Source organism: Klebsiella sp. C360 (assembly GCF_048822415.1).
In the GTDB taxonomy this organism is placed as follows: Bacteria; Pseudomonadota; Gammaproteobacteria; order Enterobacterales; family Enterobacteriaceae; genus Klebsiella; species Klebsiella quasipneumoniae.
In genome coordinates this window covers 103286-118827 of sequence record NZ_JBMEZZ010000007.1, presented here as the reverse complement: position 1 = coordinate 118827, position 15542 = coordinate 103286, and the positions used below count along the sequence as shown (strand labels likewise).

General features: G+C 57.7%; 19 protein-coding genes. 9 read left to right on the top strand and 10 right to left on the bottom strand.

Going from position 1 to position 15542, the window contains the following annotated elements; translation table 11 throughout:
• Positions 1-223 precede the first annotated feature (223 nt).
• A complete protein-coding gene (locus ACOI7D_RS19050; RefSeq protein WP_272482055.1) occupies positions 224-319 on the bottom strand; it encodes a YnaM/YnfT family protein in 96 nt (31 codons plus the stop codon).
• On the opposite strand from ACOI7D_RS19050, the gene ACOI7D_RS19045 reads away from it, so the two are divergent.
• The 3 genes from ACOI7D_RS19045 to ACOI7D_RS19035 all read left to right on the top strand — a co-directional run bounded on the left by ACOI7D_RS19045 (position 279) and on the right by ACOI7D_RS19035 (position 1970).
• On the top strand, positions 279-380 hold the full coding sequence (locus tag ACOI7D_RS19045; protein WP_224222711.1) for a hypothetical protein: 102 nt from the start codon (positions 279-281) through the stop codon (positions 378-380). The two genes, ACOI7D_RS19050 and ACOI7D_RS19045, sit on opposite strands and share 41 nt — an antisense overlap.
• 435 nt (positions 381-815) lie before the next feature.
• Positions 816-1289, top strand: coding sequence for an Hsp20 family protein (locus ACOI7D_RS19040; protein ID WP_109547383.1), 474 nt, complete (start codon positions 816-818; stop codon positions 1287-1289).
• Positions 1290-1457: 168 nt separating this feature from the next.
• Entirely contained in the window at positions 1458-1970 is a 513-nt protein-coding gene (locus tag ACOI7D_RS19035) for a 2-oxo-tetronate isomerase (RefSeq protein WP_109547382.1), read from the top strand.
• 20 nt (positions 1971-1990) lie between these two features.
• Here the strand turns inward: ACOI7D_RS19035 and ACOI7D_RS19030 are convergent, their stop codons facing one another.
• The gene (locus ACOI7D_RS19030; RefSeq protein ID WP_044522842.1) at positions 1991-3208 is read right to left on the bottom strand and encodes a diguanylate phosphodiesterase; all 1218 of its coding nucleotides are present in this window, start codon (positions 3206-3208) and stop codon (positions 1991-1993) included.
• A 398-nt stretch (positions 3209-3606) separates the two neighbouring features.
• Here ACOI7D_RS19030 and ACOI7D_RS19025 point away from each other — a divergent pair, with 398 nt between their 5' ends.
• A complete protein-coding gene (locus ACOI7D_RS19025) occupies positions 3607-3726 on the top strand; it encodes a small membrane protein (RefSeq protein ID WP_137910593.1) in 120 nt (39 codons plus the stop codon).
• Between the two features lie 29 nt (positions 3727-3755).
• On the opposite strand, the gene kbvR is transcribed toward ACOI7D_RS19025, so the two are convergent.
• Positions 3756-4367: a LuxR family transcriptional regulator KbvR gene (kbvR, locus tag ACOI7D_RS19020; RefSeq protein ID WP_048297462.1), complete on the bottom strand. Its 612-nt coding sequence runs from the start codon at positions 4365-4367 to the stop codon at positions 3756-3758.
• A 309-nt stretch (positions 4368-4676) separates the two neighbouring features.
• On the opposite strand from kbvR, the gene ACOI7D_RS19015 reads away from it, so the two are divergent.
• The gene (locus ACOI7D_RS19015; protein ID WP_109547380.1) at positions 4677-5585 is read left to right on the top strand and encodes a helix-turn-helix domain-containing protein; all 909 of its coding nucleotides are present in this window, start codon (positions 4677-4679) and stop codon (positions 5583-5585) included.
• Positions 5586-5611: 26 nt separating this feature from the next.
• Here ACOI7D_RS19015 and ACOI7D_RS19010 read toward each other — a convergent pair whose 3' ends face one another.
• Genes ACOI7D_RS19010 through ltnD form a run of 5 tightly spaced genes read right to left on the bottom strand, consistent with a single transcriptional unit; the run spans position 5612 to position 10612 of the window.
• The gene (locus ACOI7D_RS19010; RefSeq protein WP_023289599.1) at positions 5612-6976 is read right to left on the bottom strand and encodes a GntP family transporter; all 1365 of its coding nucleotides are present in this window, start codon (positions 6974-6976) and stop codon (positions 5612-5614) included.
• 56 nt (positions 6977-7032) lie between these two features.
• A complete protein-coding gene (locus ACOI7D_RS19005; protein WP_109547379.1) occupies positions 7033-7815 on the bottom strand; it encodes an HPr family phosphocarrier protein in 783 nt (260 codons plus the stop codon).
• A 4-nt stretch (positions 7816-7819) separates the two neighbouring features.
• Positions 7820-8440: an aldolase gene (locus ACOI7D_RS19000; RefSeq protein ID WP_109547378.1), complete on the bottom strand. Its 621-nt coding sequence runs from the start codon at positions 8438-8440 to the stop codon at positions 7820-7822.
• Positions 8433-9698 carry a 3-oxo-tetronate kinase gene (gene otnK / locus ACOI7D_RS18995; protein WP_109547377.1) on the bottom strand — a complete coding sequence of 422 codons (1266 nt, stop codon included), beginning with the start codon at positions 9696-9698 and terminating at the stop codon, positions 8433-8435. The genes ACOI7D_RS19000 and otnK overlap by 8 nt, the downstream gene beginning before the upstream one ends.
• Positions 9699-9709: 11 nt before the next feature.
• Positions 9710-10612, bottom strand: a complete 903-nt coding sequence (gene ltnD, locus ACOI7D_RS18990) for an L-threonate dehydrogenase (RefSeq protein ID WP_032452756.1) — start codon at positions 10610-10612, stop codon at positions 9710-9712.
• A 261-nt stretch (positions 10613-10873) separates the two neighbouring features.
• On the opposite strand from ltnD, the gene ACOI7D_RS18985 reads away from it, so the two are divergent.
• Complete coding sequence (locus ACOI7D_RS18985; protein ID WP_023289604.1) at positions 10874-11635, top strand: DeoR/GlpR family DNA-binding transcription regulator; 762 nt, start codon at positions 10874-10876, stop codon at positions 11633-11635.
• 20 nt (positions 11636-11655) lie between these two features.
• Here ACOI7D_RS18985 and blaOKP read toward each other — a convergent pair whose 3' ends face one another.
• The gene (gene blaOKP / locus ACOI7D_RS18980) at positions 11656-12516 is read right to left on the bottom strand and encodes an OKP family broad-spectrum class A beta-lactamase (protein ID WP_050534370.1); all 861 of its coding nucleotides are present in this window, start codon (positions 12514-12516) and stop codon (positions 11656-11658) included.
• A gap of 181 nt (positions 12517-12697) precedes the next feature.
• On the opposite strand from blaOKP, the gene ACOI7D_RS18975 reads away from it, so the two are divergent.
• The 3 genes from ACOI7D_RS18975 to ACOI7D_RS18965 all read left to right on the top strand — a co-directional run bounded on the left by ACOI7D_RS18975 (position 12698) and on the right by ACOI7D_RS18965 (position 14246).
• On the top strand, positions 12698-12829 hold the full coding sequence (locus tag ACOI7D_RS18975) for a hypothetical protein (RefSeq protein ID WP_023289606.1): 132 nt from the start codon (positions 12698-12700) through the stop codon (positions 12827-12829).
• Positions 12813-13073 (top strand): hypothetical protein, encoded by a 261-nt coding sequence (locus ACOI7D_RS18970; protein WP_004205993.1) that lies wholly within the window; start codon positions 12813-12815, stop codon positions 13071-13073. Before ACOI7D_RS18975 ends, ACOI7D_RS18970 begins: the two co-directional genes overlap by 17 nt.
• 84 nt (positions 13074-13157) lie before the next feature.
• On the top strand, positions 13158-14246 hold the full coding sequence (locus ACOI7D_RS18965; RefSeq protein ID WP_023289607.1) for an AAA family ATPase: 1089 nt from the start codon (positions 13158-13160) through the stop codon (positions 14244-14246).
• Between the two features lie 29 nt (positions 14247-14275).
• On the opposite strand, the gene ACOI7D_RS18960 is transcribed toward ACOI7D_RS18965, so the two are convergent.
• A complete protein-coding gene (locus ACOI7D_RS18960) occupies positions 14276-15541 on the bottom strand; it encodes an MFS transporter (protein WP_048334863.1) in 1266 nt (421 codons plus the stop codon).
• Position 15542 lies beyond the last annotated feature (1 nt).

The window sequence follows — 15542 nt, the reverse complement described above, 5'->3', positions numbered from 1 at the left end:
AAACTGCTTAAATTGTACATATAACAAACATTAATTCTGGATTGGAATGTATTAATTCAAGTGATGTATTTATTGCATGAATTATTTGTTCAAAAACGGTTCGGCAAGGGCATACTCTTGTCAATAATGCCTGAGCGGAAGCAGAAGTGGTCCTGACCGGATGTCGGTAGAGGGCGCTATCACGCCGCTGCCTCAGGTGACTGGCAACGGCGTCCAAAAAGGATTAGTTATCCGGGTTGTTGGAGATGCCTTTCCATACCATCCCCAGACCGATCAACATCGACGCGAAGAGGGCGAACAGGGTGGTGGAGATAAAAATGCCGGTCATAGTGATGCCTCAGAAAGTGCGTATGCAGGTTATTAGGCACGGAGGGAGGTGAAAGGTTCCTTCCCTGACGGCGTAAATTTTCGCCAGGGTCTTCCGGCTAGCGCCAGCGAGGCCAAAGTGATGTCGAGGCCGCCGCTGTTGGCGAAACGACCGCAGGGGAACCGCGTTTCTCGTGGCGCTATAGCAGGGCGACGGGGGAGGGGGGGCGATTCGGGCGTTGACATCCCCTTGAACAAGTAATATATACATGACGCTTCTGTTTATTGAATGTTAAACAGCATCAGTTATGGGACTCAGAAGCACCCCAGCCCCCGCCGTCTGGCGGGGGTCACTTTGCCACCTGATCCGGTTATTTCTTTCTGTGACTGACGAAGAATTTTTTTTATTTCAGGTCTTGAAAAACGCGCTTTAGCTATTATTTTATAAAGCGGACAAGCAATGCTTGCCTTTATGTTGAGCTTTTGAATGGATATTCAGGAGGTTAATTATGGCACTCAAAACCTTGTCAGCACTTCCGGTATTTGCTGATTCCCTTTTTGCCGATCGCTTTAACAGTATCGACCGTCTTTTCAGCCAGTTAACGGGCGATACGCCGGTGGGGACCTTACCAGCCTACGATTTACAGAAAGTGGATGACAGTAATTTTCTGCTCAGCGTCAGCGTGCCTGGCTGGAAAGATGATGAACTGGAAATAGAGACCGTAGGCGGTAATCTGCATATTACCGGTAAACGCGCGCAAACCGAAAATCATTCCGGAAACAGCCAGGGCTGGATTTATAAAGGCATTCGCCGGGCTGATTTCCAGCTTAGTTTTTCGCTTCCCGAACACGCCCAGATTAATCAGGCGCAGCTGGAGAGCGGGATCTTAAAAATCGCTATCCATCAGGAGATCCCCGAGAGCGAAAAACCGCGCAAAATTGCCATTGAGAACCAGGGGCGGGTGATCGAACACAAAGTGTGATTCCGCCTCTGTGCCGAGGGAGTTCCTTTCAAGGCCCGCGCTGCGGGCCTTTATTTTATTCACTCAGGGTGGCGTAAACGGCCTTCAGGCGACGAGAGAAATCACTATGCTATCCTGTTAACAGGGCAGTGAGGCGGTGATACTTTTCAAATTCGGCGAGGAGTCAGAATGGCTGACGAGATCGATAAAAACGCACAACATACTCATCAACTGACCGCCGAGGTGGCCCGGACGCTTATCGCGCGCGGCTGGCGGCTCACCACTGCGGAATCCTGCACCGGCGGCAATCTGGCGGCAGCGCTCTGTGCTCAGGCTGATACCGCGGCCTTTTATGATACCGGCGTGGTCACCTTCAGCGATGAAGCCAAGCGCAATGTGCTGCAGGTGCGCGCGGAAACCCTGGCGGAACACAGCGCTGTCAGCGAAGCGTGCGTGATGGAGATGTCCAGCGGTATGCTGGCGATAGCCGGGGCCGACATCGCCATCGCCATCAGCGGCTATGCGGGACCGGAGGGGGGAGAGGATGGTACCCCCGCCGGCACGGTATGGTTTGCCTGGAACTTTCGCGGCCAGATCGAAACCCAACGGCTGCGCTTTACCGGTGACTGCGAGACAGTGGTGGCGAAAGCGGTGCGCTTCGCCCTGGCGGCGCTGGGCGAAAAGCTCCCCCACTGGCAGTGACGCTGCCGCCTACCGCGGCCTTACAGATCCGTGGCCTGACGCGCTATCGGCCAGCAAATTTCCCCGATGCCGTTCAGGCACGGTCGGGAGAAAAGGAACCCCTGAAACAGGCGAATGCCCACCGACTGCAGCCAGCACCACTCTTCCAGGGTTTCGACGCCTTCCGCCACCACCGTGATGCCCAAATCCTCGCAGCAGCGCACGACCGAGGCGACAATCGCCTGCTTGGCGCCGCTGATATGAATATTGCGCACCAGCTCTGCATCCACTTTGATTTTATCGGGCTGAAAGCGGGTCAGTAACGACAGGCCGGAGTAACCCGCGCCAAAGTCGTCGATGGCCAGCTTCATGCCCGCGACGCGCAGCGCTTTGAGCACCTTGCGGAACTGGTCAAAGCAGGTGATCACCTCCGTTTCGGTAACCTCTATCAGCACCTGGTCAGGTCTGAGGCCGGCCGCCAGCAGGCTGTTCATCAGCCAGCCTACGGCGTCAGGGTGGTTATACAGCGAACCGGGCAGCAGGTTAATGGCCAGCTGGTGTTTACCAAGCGGTAACTGACCGGCGAGAGAGAAGGCATACGCTTTGCTCTCAAGGTCGAAACGGTAGCGATCCTCCGCCGGGATGGCGGCAAACATCTCTACAGGAGATCCGCCGGTGGGGCTGCGGATCAGCGCTTCAAAGGAAGAGACCCGCTTTGTGGCCGGCTCGACGATGGCCTGCAGGGCAAACTGGCAAGGTTGATCGGGCAGGTGGCGCGCCGTAGCAGTGGCCGGGGCAGGCATCATCGTCCAGCGAGAAGGCTGCAGCGGCTCGGGTAGACAATAGCGCCCACCGTCGGCGATAAAGGCGCTAATCAGGCGGAACATCCGGTCGTTGACCGGCTCGGTGACCCCAAACGAGCTAAAGCGCAGGAGCTCCTCCAGCGCGCTGTCGGCTTCGAAAAGACGAAGATCCAGCAGGCGCATCCCGGTGTCGTGAAAACGACGGTAGGCCGAATAGTCGCGCATCAGTTCCACCACGTCGCGATGGCGCGGATCGCTCTGTATCTCGTGGAATAACGACTCAAGATCTTCCTCGCTTCCCTCCAGCACCTGGAAGAACTGCAGGCCGTTAAACAGCAGAATACCGGTGATGCCAAGAGGCATGTTTTTCCCGCTGGCGCGATGAATTAAAGCGTCGAGATCGGTGGGCGGGCGGGCAGGATTAACCTGGCTGCGGTATATCAGGGTGGTTAGCATAATCATTCCGGTCGCTGCGGCAGCACGTAATGGTCCGCACAGCGCGTATTTAGGGAGGTATGGCCAGACCCTCGGAGAAGGGAGGCTGTTTTTTATGACATTTAACCAACCGTGATGTCCGCTACGCGGAACGGGAGCTTCACTTTGTGATTACCTTCACTCTACAGGGAATCTGAGGTTTAGCTATCATTTTCTCATTCCCAATGCAAAAAAGGGCAAACAGGCCGCTCATTCCTCCTGCGGTATTGGTCCACCGCCTTAAATTATCGGTTAACATTCGCCACCAGGAATTATCCTGCCATTATATTGCCCGCTCTCAAAAAGAGATGCTGGTCTTGCCTGATTAAAAGCAAATGCATATTATCAACGTAAGTTAAATTCCTTTTTTCAGGTCTGATATGAGCGACTTATTTATTATTTTGTGTTTGATTTTTTGTCCTGTCATTTCTTTGTGGAGTGGTCTTTCTTATATTCAGGAAAGACGCAAAAGACGCTACGTCTTCCGTTCCAGAAGATAATCTGCAGAGGTAATATAATGACGATTGTATTAACGTCTGGCGAGTAGTTTTACGAGGTTGTTAAATTGCTGGCGGCTGTGCAAATTGAACTTGTTCATAATATTCTTTTTATGCGAGTGAATGGTTTTGTGGCTAATTTTTAGCGCCGCGGCAACTTCATGCGGACTCAGACCAATACTGAACGCGTAAATGACTTTGGTTTGCGCATCGCTGACCGACTTGCAGGCGCAATTGATACAACGCCGCAGCCGATTGAAGGCCGGGTCATGCTGAGGAGATAAGGGGCGCTGAATCGCGCTGACTATCTCATCTTTAAGACGCTGAACGGGAGCATGGGGAGGTATAAATACCGCCTGCCGCAGACAGTTGGGTAAGCCCTCTTCGACGGTAGCTTGTTCATTGTCCTGGAAAATAAAAAGCGTGTATTGCTCTGGGGCATGCTGAAACAGGTCATGACACAGGTACCATTCTCCCGCCACCATTTCCGTGAAGAACACCTGAGATTGCGCTATCGACTCCAGGTCCCATTGTTCAGAAAACTGATAGGCTGATCCCCCGTAGGTCTTCATCGCTTCATCCACCAGCTCCGCAATAGCGACTCGCAAATAGTGATTTTTTATATTGATCAAAAAATTCGTCATATAACTTCCCTGTGGGGTATGAAAAAAGTGTCAGAATAAATTAAAGAATATAATGGTGATGCGCAGGCCTTTTTAGCTGGGGTAATCTAAGGGATGTTTTTCATTAATGCAATATCTGCCAGGAAAAGTGAGATAACGGTGTGTTGGTATGCGAAAGTTCCTAATAAACAAAATGATAAGCCTATATTAGATACCGTTTTAAGCACTTTAATAATTTTTTATTTTTGCGATGCATAAAAAGCTTAGTGGTAGCCAGTATCTGTTGCTAAAATTAGCGGAGGACAAGATTACAGGAAGTATGCGGTGCTTATGAAGCAAATGCTCTATTTAAAAATGCTGGCGTGGCTGGAGGATAATATCTACTGTAACCCGGCGATCGATGACCTGGCGCAGTATATGGGCTATTCGCGTCGGTTTGTGTACGAGGTGTTTTATCAATATGGCCGGTTACCCATCGGGCAGTATATTCGCCTGCGGCGGCTGACCATCGCAGCGGTCAGTCTGCGTTTAACGCGGCAACCGATCGCCGCCATAGCCTGGCAGTTGAGTTACGATTCGCCGCAGACCTTCTCCCGGGAGTTTAAGAAACGTTTCTCGCTTTCGCCGCGGGAGTACCGCTGCGCGGCGCACTGGGACACGGCAAAACTGTTAAAAAAATTCCCCGCGGATGATAAGAGCCTGCCTTTGGCTCGGATCTGTTCCCTGCCGGAGCGAGTCTATTATGGCTACACGATGAAGTATGAACTGCGCCTGTCGGATATGGTGTTGCAAAGTACCGGCAAGACGGCTATCAGACAAAAGGTTGACCGCTTTTTCGCCGCTGGAGGCGGTTCGCTTTCCATACTTTACGATTACGCCGCAGCGAGTCGAAATGAGCTTAACGTCGAGGTTAACGCCTTTGTCGGTTGTCACGAGGCGCGAAAGCCGTCTTCCGCGTTGACCACCCGGTCGGGGCTGTATGTGGGGGTTGAATTCTACGGCAGCTGGTCACGCTATGCCCGTTTATCCAGCGATCTCTATCTGGAACGGTTGCCAACGCTGGGGGTAAGCCGTCGGGATGGGCATGACATTGAATGCTTCATGACCCGTCATGCGGAAGGAGGAGAGGCAGAGGAGAAGCGCTATCACGTACGCTATTTTATACCGGTGACGCTGTCAGCGGGGGGCCAGCTGCCGGGCAGCGATAATGCGTTAGTCCCCGCGAAGGGGACACGATAAGGTGGCCGGAGCCACCCAGGTAAATATTACAGTACAAACCACAACAGCCAGGTGATCAGGAAGCCCGTCACCCCCATGATGGTGGTCAGTACGGTCCAGGTTTTGAGTCCGTCCGGCACCGAGAGCCCGAGATAGCGCGTGACCACCCAGAACCCGGCGTCGTTAACGTGCGATAACCCGAGCGAGCCGAAACAGGTCGCCAGCGTCACCAGCACCAGCTGCAGCGGCTCCAGCCCGACCACCGCCTGTGACAACAGGCCGGAGGTGGTGAGGATCGCCACGGTGGCCGAGCCCTGCGAGGCCCGAAGCACCAGCGACAGCAGGAAAGCGGCGGGCATCAGCGGCAGATGAATCGTCTCCAGCGCCTCGGCTAAGGCATTGCCGATGCCGGAGGCGACCAGCACCCCGCCAAAGGCGCCGCCGGCGCCGGCGACGAGGATCACGTCCGCCGAGGAGGGGATCGCGCTGCCGGTGACTTCTCCCAACTTTTTCAGGTTCATCCCCCGCCGGATGCCCAGCGTCCAGCTGGCCAGCCCCAGGGAGATCAGCAGGGCGACGGGCGGGGTGCCAATGACGGTCATCAGCTGGCGAATCGCGTTATCCGGCAGCAGCAGGGCCTGACACAGCGTTCCGGAAACAATCAGCACGATGGGCACCACGATCAGCCCGCCGATAACCAGCGCATTCGGCGGCGCCAGTCGGGTCTGCTGGGCGTTGACGGAGAGGTCGGGCACCTCGGCCGTTTGCTGCTGTTCCAGCACGTTAATCGACAGATGATAATGGCGCTGATTGATAGACCGGGCGACAAAATAGCCCACGATACCCACGACGATCGACACTCCAATTCCCGCCAGCATCAACCAGCCGACATCGCTATGCAGAATACCTGCCGCCGCCGCCGCGCCAGGGTGGGTTGGCAACGCCACATGGACGGTTAACATCACTCCGGCCATCGGCAGGCCAAATTTCAGCGGCGACAGATGGGCGACTTTACTGAAGCCGTAAATTAACGGAATGATGATAATAAAGCCGACTTCAAAGAAGACTGGCGTGCCGAGAATAAAAGCCACGATGGTTAAGGCGGCAATAGTCCGTTTAGAACCCAGCACGCCGGTCAGCGTTTTCGCCAGCGATTCGGCGCCGCCGGATATTTCAATAAGCACCCCCAGCATTGATCCCAAAATAATTATGCTGGCGATGTGGCCGAGCAGGCCGCCCATGCCTTTTTCAATGGTGGTAATGATTTTATCCGCCGGAATGCCGGTGGCGAACGCCACCAGCAGGCTGACGATCAGGAGCGCCACAAAAGGATGCGCTTTCGCTTTGATCACCAGCAGGAGCAACAGCACTACGCTGGCTAACGCAATAAGTAACAGCGCCGATGTCGACATAGTTTTGCCTCGGGTATTGACAGGTGTACAGAGAGTTATATTTTTAGAACCGCGCTTTATTTTTTCCGGTAGGGCGAGAACCATTCCAGTCCGGAAAGGGTATCCGCCCTGGGGATATATTCGCAGCCGATCCAACCGTCATAGCCGACGTTATCCAGCAACGCATAGATCCATGAATAATTAATCTCGCCCTCGTCCGGTTCATGGCGGTCGGGCAGGGAGGCTATCTGAATATGGCGGTACTGACCGGCATACTCGGTAATAAGATGGCTTAAATTGCCGTCCACTTTCTGCGCATGAAACAGATCTAACTGCACGGCGATGTTTGGCCGGTCGACCCGCTGCGCTATCTCCAGCGTCTGATATTGACTGTGGTAGAAATAGCCCGGTTTGGTCTGCGTATTCAGGGCTTCAATAAGCGCCCGCTTGCCGTGGCGGGCAAAGCGCTCGGCGGCGTAGCGCAGGTTATCGAAAAGCTCCGCCTCGCAGGCCGCGCGATCCATTTCCGGCTGCACCACGCCGGCCATAATATGCACCTGCGGACAATCGAGCTGGCAGGCGTACTCCAGCGCCAGCTCGATATCACGCCGGGCCTCGGCGCTCCTGCCCGGTAGGGCGGCGAGGCCCCATTCCCCGGCGTTAACGTCGCCGGGCGGGGTATTGAACAGCACCAGCTGCAGCTGGTTTTCCTGCAGGCGCTGTTTAATTTCCCCGGCGGCATACTCATAGGGGAACAGAAACTCCACGGCTTCGAAACCGGCGCGGGCGGCGGCGGCAAAGCGGTCCAGGAACGGCAGTTCGGTAAACAGCATGGATAAATTTGCAGCGAATTTTGGCATGGTTTTATCTCAGTTCATCCACTTCGTCAGCGGTCAGGTAACGGATCTCGCGATTGCCGAGGGTAAACATCAGCCGCGCGGTCTCTTCCAGCTCTTCGGTATTATTGGTGGCTTCGCGCAGCGATGAGCCGGTGACCACCGGACCATGGTTGGCCAGTAAAAAGGCGTTATGGCGCGGCGCCAGGCCGGCCAGCGCCTCGGCAATGCGGTCGTCGCCCGGTCGGTAGTAGGGAACCACCGGGACGTCGCCGACCCGCATCACCACGTAGGGAGTAAAGGGGCGAATACAATTCTGCGGATCGAGCCCCTGCAGGCAGGAGAGCGCGGTCAGATAGTGGCTATGCAAGTGGACGATCGCCTTGCAGGCCGGGTTATGCAAATAGACCGCCCGGTGAAAAGCGATCTCTTTCGACGGTTTGTCGCCGGCGATCCATTCGCCTTGCAGGGTGACCACCGACAACTGCTGGGCCTGCAGCTCGCCCAGGCAGGAGCCGGTCGGCGTCGCCAGCAGGTTGCCGTCCGGCAGCAGGAGCGACAGATTGCCGGCGGAGCCGGTGGCATAACCGCGGTTAAACAACGAGGCGCCAATCTGCACCATCTCATCTCGCAGCTGTTGCTCAGTCATGACAAAACTCCTGCTGGGCACGGGCAAAGAACTGGATATCGCCGAAATTACCTGACTTCAGCGCCAGGGAGAGCGGCTGGCGGGTGTCACGCACCCAGGGAACCCCAGGGGAGATCGTCGGCCCGATATGGAACGCCTCGACCCCCAGCGTCTGCGCCACAATGCTCGACGTTTCCCCTCCGGCCACAATAAACCGGGTAAATCCTTTCTCCTTCAGCGCGGCGGCGAGGGCGGCGAACAGCTGTTCCACCCGTTCGCTGCTGGCCTTGTCGCCATACTGCGCCTGGATCCGCTGCAGCGTTTGCGGCTCAGTCGTGGCATAGACCATCGGCGCCAGCGGCGAATCGCGGTTTGCGTCCACCCAGGCCGCCAGCGTCCCGGCATAGCCCTCCAGATCGGTAAAGCAGGCGCTTAAGTCGACGGCGCGGGCGGGAGCCTGTTCACGATAGGCTGCCACCTGGCTGTTGGTCATCAGCGAACAGGAGCCCGAGAGCACTACCGCCGGGCCGGGCAGCGGCATGCCCGCCTGGGATCCTTCACCCTGGGTTCCGTGGCGCTGCGCCCAGTCGCGGGCGAGGCCGATGGCGAGACCAGAGCCGCCGGAGACCAGCTTCATCTCCCGCAGCGCCGCCCCCTGGGTCAGCAAATGCTGTTCACTGAGGGCGTCGAGCACCACATAGCGCACCGCCGGGTCGCTGATTGCCGCCAGCGCGGCAGCGACCGCCTCCGGCCCCTGATCGATAATCGGCCAGGCGATCAGCGCCGCTTTTCCGCCGCCCTGGCGCTCGATTAAGCGGCCCAGGTGGGCATCCTCCATCGGCGTTACCGGATGGTGGCGCATCCCGGACTCATTGAGTAACTGCTGGTCGACAAACAGATACCCCTGATAGACCGTGCGGCCGTTTACCGGCAGCGCCGGGGAAATCACCGTCCGGGTCTCGCCCAGCTCTGCCAGTAGAGCATCCAGTACCGGGCCAATGTTGCCCTGCGCGGTGCTGTCGAAAGTGGAACAATACTTAAAATAAAATTGCTGACAGCCCCGGGCCTGCAGCCAGCGCAGGGCCGCCAGCGACTGGCTGACGGCGGTTTCCACCGGGCAGGAGCGCGTTTTCAGGCTGATCACCACCGCTTCGCTGGTTAGCGGCAGTTCGTGGGGCGGTACGCCGTTTAGCTGCACCGTCGCCATGCCATTGCGTACGAGGAAGCTGGCAATATCCGTGGCGCCGGTAAAGTCATCGGCAATGACACCAAGCTGCATCTTGTCTCTCCTCACTGTTTATGGCCCGGCAGGGTAATGCCGTTGAAGATCTTGATCACCGCGCTGTCATCTTCCCGGCCGAATCCGGCGTTGCTGGCGGAGGTGAACATATTCAGCGCGGTGGTGGCGAGCGGCAGCGGGAAGGTCAGCGCCCGGGCGGTGTCATTCACCAGGCCGAGATCTTTGACAAAAATATCGACGGCGGATTTTGGCGAGTAATCGCCATCCAGGACGTGCTGCATACGATTCTCAAACATCCACGAATTACCCGCCGCGTGGGTCACCACGTCGTACATCGTCTCCAGCGGGATGCCGGCGCGGGCGGCGAGGGCCATCGCTTCGGCGGCGACGGCGATATGCACCCCGGCCAGCAGCTGATGGATGATTTTTACCGTCGAACCGAGGCCAATGTCGCTCCCGATGCGATAGACTTTGCCGGCCACCGCGTCCAGCACTGGCGCGAGGCGGGCGAAGACGGCATCGCTCCCGGAGGCCATCACCGTCATGTCGCCGGCGGCCGCTTTCACCGCGCCGCCCGATACCGGCGCGTCGAGCATCAATAGCTGGTATTCCGCCAGCGCCGCGGCAATCGCCTGGGCATCGGCGGAGGCGATGGTTGACGACACCATCACCGCGGTACCCGGCTTCAGATGGCCGGCGAGGCCGCTCTCGCCGAACAGGATCCCCCGAACCTGGGCGGCATTGACCACCAGCAGCACGACCGCATCCAGCTCAGCGGCGAAAGGCACCGCGCTGGGGCCTGCGCCTTTGGCGCCCGCCTCCAGCAGCGCGCGGCAGTTGTCGGGATTGATGTCCACCCCCCAGGTGTTCAGGCCCGCCTGCAGGCAGGCGCGGGCGGCGCCCATGCCCATCGAACCCAGTCCAATCACGCAGACGTTAGTGTGTGCAGTCATGCCGGTCTCCTTGTGAATATTCGTTAATTAATGTGATTTAATGATAGAATAAAGCGTTGTCATGTGAAATTATGTGAGAGTTATCACGAATAACCCACATGAATATAAAAAATTCACAGACGGAAAGTGGCTGCGCGACGGCGATTCTTGCCCTAAAATAGCGTAAAAACAGCGGTCAAGCAGCGATAACAGCACAGGGGATCTTCAGGTTCCCGGCGTGAGTGGTAAGCTCTGGTGTGAAAAAATGGTAAGGGGAGAGCGGTGATTCCAATAGAACGTCATCAGCGTATTTTAGCCCTGGTGGAGCAGCGCGGGGCGGTGAGCATTAATGAGCTGACGGAGATCCTCGGCGTGTCCCATATGACTATCCGTCGCGACGTCAGTAAGCTGGAAGAACAGGGGCTGCTGGTCAGCGTCTCGGGCGGCGTGCGCGCCGTCAGCCGGCTGGCCGCAGAGCCCAGTCATCTGGTGAAAAGCACTCTACAGAGTGAAGAGAAACAGGCCATCGGCGCGCTGGCGGCCAGTCACATCGCCAAAAACAGCTGCATCTATCTCGATGCCGGCACCACCACCCTGGCGCTGGCGCGGGCGATCCTCGACCGGGACGACCTGCAGGTGGTCACCAACGATTTTGAGATAACCCAACTGCTGATCGATGCCAGCCAGTGCGGCGTGATCCACACCGGCGGCACCCTGTGCCGGGAGAACCGCTCCTGCGTCGGCGAGTCGGCGGCGCGGACCTTGCGCCACCTGGCTATCGATACGGCCTTTATCTCCGCCAGCGGCTGGGACAGCCGCGGGATTTTCACCCCTGATGAGAACAAGGTCACCGTCAAGGAGACCGTCAGCCAGGTCAGCGCCAGAAGTATCCTGCTGTGCGACAGTTCGAAATACAATCAGGTGGCCACGTTTATGGCGTTACCCTTGACCCGCTTTACCACCATCATTACCGACCGGCATCTCTCCGATGCTGCCGCCACACATATCGCCCGGCACGCTTGCGAGGTGCTGCGCGCCGGGTAAGGCGCGCGGCCTTCGCCGGGCTAGCGCTGCCAGTGCTCGATCAGCGCCGCGCCTATTCTGGCGATCTGCTGGTTACGCTCGGCCATGGTCGCCGGCGTATCCCGCAGATAGATCACCACGATGCGCTCCGCTTTGCCGTTCGGGCCGAGCAGGGCGACAATGCCGCGTGAGCCCCGCTCGCCGGCCCCGGTTTTATCGGCGATAAACCAGCCCGCCGGCAGCACGGCGCGGATCAGCGGACCGGCTACCTGGTCGTCCACCATCCACTGCAGCAGCTGCTGCTGCGAACGGGCGCTCAGCGCGTGGCTGGTTAGCAGCTTGCGCAGGGTGGCGGCCATGCTGGCTGGGGTGGTGGTGTCGCGCACGTCGCCGGGAAGCGCTTCATTGAGCTCCGTTTCCCAGCGGTCAAGGCGGGTGACGTTGTCACCGATCTGGCGCAGAAAAGCGGTCAATCCCGCGGGGCCGCCAACGCTCTTCAACAGCAGATTGCCGGCGCTGTTGTCGCTCATGGTGATGGCGGCGGCGCAAAGTTCGCCAACGGTCATCCCGTCGGCAAGGTGTTTTTCGCTGACCGGGGAGTAGTCCACCAGATCCTGCTGGCGGTAGCGGATCCGCCGATCCAGCCGTTCGTCTCCGGCATCCACCCGGGCCAGCACCGCGCCGCAGAGCAGCACTTTAAAGGTGCTCATCAGCGGAAAGCGCTCACTGGCGCGCCAGGCGGCCAGCGTGCGGCCGCTGGCCAGATCCATTTCAACATAGCCCACGCGGCCCGCCAGCTGACTTTCGCTGCGTGTAATTTGTTCGAGCGGCTGAGGGCTGGCGAATACCGGCAGTGGCAGGGCGGCAATCAGGGAGATAAGGCACAGGCGAACACAACGCATAACCGCAATACTTCCTTGAATCAGGGCCATTAAAGGCGAGGAGAGGAGTGATAAAATAGAATAACCTGGCGTTTTGCTGATTCACAATTCCTCTTTTTTCCTTCATCATTTGTCATCTTTTATTTCGAATAATCAATATTTAGCTCAGCCCAGGCACGCTATTTTTTGACTCAAGGCCGCAATGAACTATAAGAAAGTACTTAAGACCGCACTCTGGCTGGCGCCGCTGTTTGCTGATGATACGCCCGCCGCGCTGCGCGGTTTGCCAATGATCTATGCCATCCCGGGAGGAACTGGTGCACCCGATAATTAAGGTCATGCTGGTGGGCGGTAAGGCGGATGGACTGCTGGTCAGCGTCGCCGACGATGCGACCGAGGTCTCAGTGACCCCTGCGCAATACGGTGCGCCGTCCGGCCAGCCGCTCAGCTATCGTATCGTGAGTCAAACCATTGACGATGAACGCTATTTCTTTGGCGTTTTCAGTGACGCCCATCAGGATAGCGACAAGCTGACGCGGGTGGCGCTGACCCGCGGAATGAAAAAAATGTTCTGTTAAACCCGGTCGGAGAGAGGGGGCGATAGTATCCTTGCCGCGGCTTTGCTACTGTGGCAGCCTTCTCTCTCCGGGCCAGGACGCATCATGATTCAGTACATCCGTATTCAAAACTTTCGCTCAGTCAGGGATATCGCGCTGGAGCTGGGGCCGCTGAACATTGTCTTCGGCCCTAACGGCTGCGGCAAATCCAATATTTACAACGCTATCCATCTGTTGACCGCGGCTGCCGACGGCAGGCTGTCGGGATTTATCAGCGAAGAGGGGGGCCTTGAAAATATGATGTGGTCCGGAGATCGTTCTCCCCTCGATCGCCATCCCCGCCGGCTGCAAATCGCCTGTCGGACGGAGAGCTTTGATTATGAACTGCAGGTTGGTTTCCCGGAAAAATTGCCCTATCCGACGCAGTTCATGCTCGATCCCATCGTCAAAGAAGAGAACATCTGGCTGGCGGGCTATTCCCGTCGGCCTTCCTCCCGCGTACTGCAGCGTAAGAATCAGGCGGCGTTCCTCGTCGATGTCGCCGGGGAGAAAAGCACCTTCACCGAGAGTATTTATGAAAACGAGTCGGTGTTCGGTCAGCTTGGCGAGCCGCACCGTTTTCCTGAGGTCTCGCGGGTGCGCGAGACCCTGCGCCGCTGGCGGTTTTACCATGAATTCGCTATCGGCCGCCACTCACCGCTGCGCCAGCCGGCCGTCGGCTACCGTTCGCCGGTGCTCGACAGCGACGGCCATAATCTGGCGGCCGCCTTTCAGACCATTGTCGAGATCGGCGCGGAGGAGATTTTGCACGAGATCCTCGCCGACGCCTTTCCCGGCTGCCAGTTTTACTGTGAAAACGAGCACTCGCGTTTCGCGCTGAAAATGCGCCGGGAGGGGATCCGCCGCCCGCTGCTGGCGGCGGAGATGTCCGACGGCACGCTGCGTTTTCTCTGCCTCGCCGTCGCGCTGCTCAGCCCGCGCCCGCCGGCCTTTCTGGCGATCAATGAACCGGAGAACAGCCTGCATCGCGACATGCTCCCGGCGTTGGCCAGGCTGATCGTCGAGGCCTCCCGCTACAGCCAGATCTGGCTGACCAGCCACTCGGCAGAGCTGGCGGATCTTATCGCCGCCGGGGCTGCCTGCCAGCGCTATGCGCTGGAGAATAGCGGCGGAGAGACGCGCATTGTGGAGTGAACCCCGTCATCCCTGACGGGCGCGCCCGGTCAGGCGGGGGTCTGCGTCTCCGCTGTCGGCAGCAGGCTTTTGCCGCCGCGCAAGGTGATGAACGAGAGCAGGGTAAAGCTCAGGGTGATGCAGCCGAGGATCAGATAGGCCTGATGGAAGCCGACGGTGTCGTACATCCGGCCCACCCAGGCGGAAAGTACCACCCCGGACAGCTGTTTCGACAGGTTAAAGCCGATCAGAAACAGGGTGGCTGAGAGCCGCGGGTTAAAGGCGGAGGAGATATATTTAAAGGTCCCGACCAGCAGGAAGGGGATCTCAAACATATGCAGCATCTTGAGGATCACCACCTCCACCGCCGATGAGGCAAAAGACGACCCGAGAATACGCACCGACATGATCATCCCCGCGGTCAGCAGGGCGTTTTTGGCCCCGATACGGTTAACGATGGCCGGGGCGCAGAACATGATCACGGCATTGAGCAGCTCGCCACCGGTGGTGACGAAGCCAAACACTTCGGTACCGCGCTGCGGACTGGCGAAGAAGCTTTTGAAAAAGTTAGCAAATTGCTGGTCAAACACGTCGTAAACGCTGGCGACCCCCACCACATAGACGATAAAGCCCCAGAAGCGCGGCATACGCAGCAGCTCTGCCGCCGTACGCAGCGAAAAGGCCTGGCGATTGGCCCCGAGCGCCTCGATAACCTGGGCGCTGTTGCTGCTTTCCGGACGCGACAGCCAGAGCAGAAGACCCAGCACCAGCGCAAAGCCGGAGGCGATCCAGAAGGTAATATTGGGGTCGATGCCGAACAGCACGCCGGTTATCGAGGCGCACAGCGCCCAGCCGACGCAGCCAGCGACCCGCACTTTGCCATATTCAAAGCGGTTTGCCCGGCTGACGCGCTCGATATAGGCTTCCACCGCCCCGGAGCCGCTGGAGAAAACAATCCCCAGGTAGATCCCGCCCACCAGCGAACCGGCGATAATATTCATCTGCAGCAGCGGGGAGAAAACGAAAATAAAGAACGGCGCGAACAGAATTAACAGCACCGTAATAGTCCACAGCAGATGTTTGCGCAGGCCGAGCTTATCCGACATTAAACCAAATACCGGCTGAAAAATAATCGCGAACAACGAGATGGAGGAGAAGACGATCCCGGTTTCCGTTTTGGTTAAATGGTTAACGTCCGCCAGCCACACCGGGAAAAACGGGAAATAGGCCGACATAATGAAATAGTAAAAGAAAAAGAACAGCAGGAAATAGACAAAATTATGCCGTTCTCGCGGCGCCAGTTCAGAGAATTTCATC

Bases quoted from the DNA above. Each gene is read 5' to 3' on its own strand.
- ACOI7D_RS19030 (WP_044522842.1), bottom strand. From the start codon at position 3,208: ATGCTAACCACCCTGATATACCGCAGCCAGGTTAATCCTGCCCGCCCG.
- ltnD (WP_032452756.1), bottom strand. From the start codon at position 10,612: ATGACTGCACACACTAACGTCTGCGTGATTGGACTGGGTTCGATGGGC.
- blaOKP (WP_050534370.1), bottom strand. From the start codon at position 12,516: ATGCGTTGTGTTCGCCTGTGCCTTATCTCCCTGATTGCCGCCCTGCCA.
- ACOI7D_RS19040 (WP_109547383.1), top strand. From the start codon at position 816: ATGGCACTCAAAACCTTGTCAGCACTTCCGGTATTTGCTGATTCCCTT.
- ACOI7D_RS18975 (WP_023289606.1), top strand. From the start codon at position 12,698: ATGAACTATAAGAAAGTACTTAAGACCGCACTCTGGCTGGCGCCGCTG.
- ACOI7D_RS19035 (WP_109547382.1), top strand. From the start codon at position 1,458: ATGGCTGACGAGATCGATAAAAACGCACAACATACTCATCAACTGACC.
- ACOI7D_RS19010 (WP_023289599.1), bottom strand. From the start codon at position 6,976: ATGTCGACATCGGCGCTGTTACTTATTGCGTTAGCCAGCGTAGTGCTG.
- ACOI7D_RS19000 (WP_109547378.1), bottom strand. From the start codon at position 8,440: ATGACTGAGCAACAGCTGCGAGATGAGATGGTGCAGATTGGCGCCTCG.
- ACOI7D_RS19005 (WP_109547379.1), bottom strand. From the start codon at position 7,815: ATGCCAAAATTCGCTGCAAATTTATCCATGCTGTTTACCGAACTGCCG.
- kbvR (WP_048297462.1), bottom strand. From the start codon at position 4,367: ATGACGAATTTTTTGATCAATATAAAAAATCACTATTTGCGAGTCGCT.
- ACOI7D_RS18965 (WP_023289607.1), top strand. From the start codon at position 13,158: ATGATTCAGTACATCCGTATTCAAAACTTTCGCTCAGTCAGGGATATC.
- otnK (WP_109547377.1), bottom strand. From the start codon at position 9,698: ATGCAGCTTGGTGTCATTGCCGATGACTTTACCGGCGCCACGGATATT.
- ACOI7D_RS19015 (WP_109547380.1), top strand. From the start codon at position 4,677: ATGAAGCAAATGCTCTATTTAAAAATGCTGGCGTGGCTGGAGGATAAT.
- ACOI7D_RS19025 (WP_137910593.1), top strand. From the start codon at position 3,607: ATGAGCGACTTATTTATTATTTTGTGTTTGATTTTTTGTCCTGTCATT.
- ACOI7D_RS18960 (WP_048334863.1), bottom strand. From the start codon at position 15,541: ATGAAATTCTCTGAACTGGCGCCGCGAGAACGGCATAATTTTGTCTAT.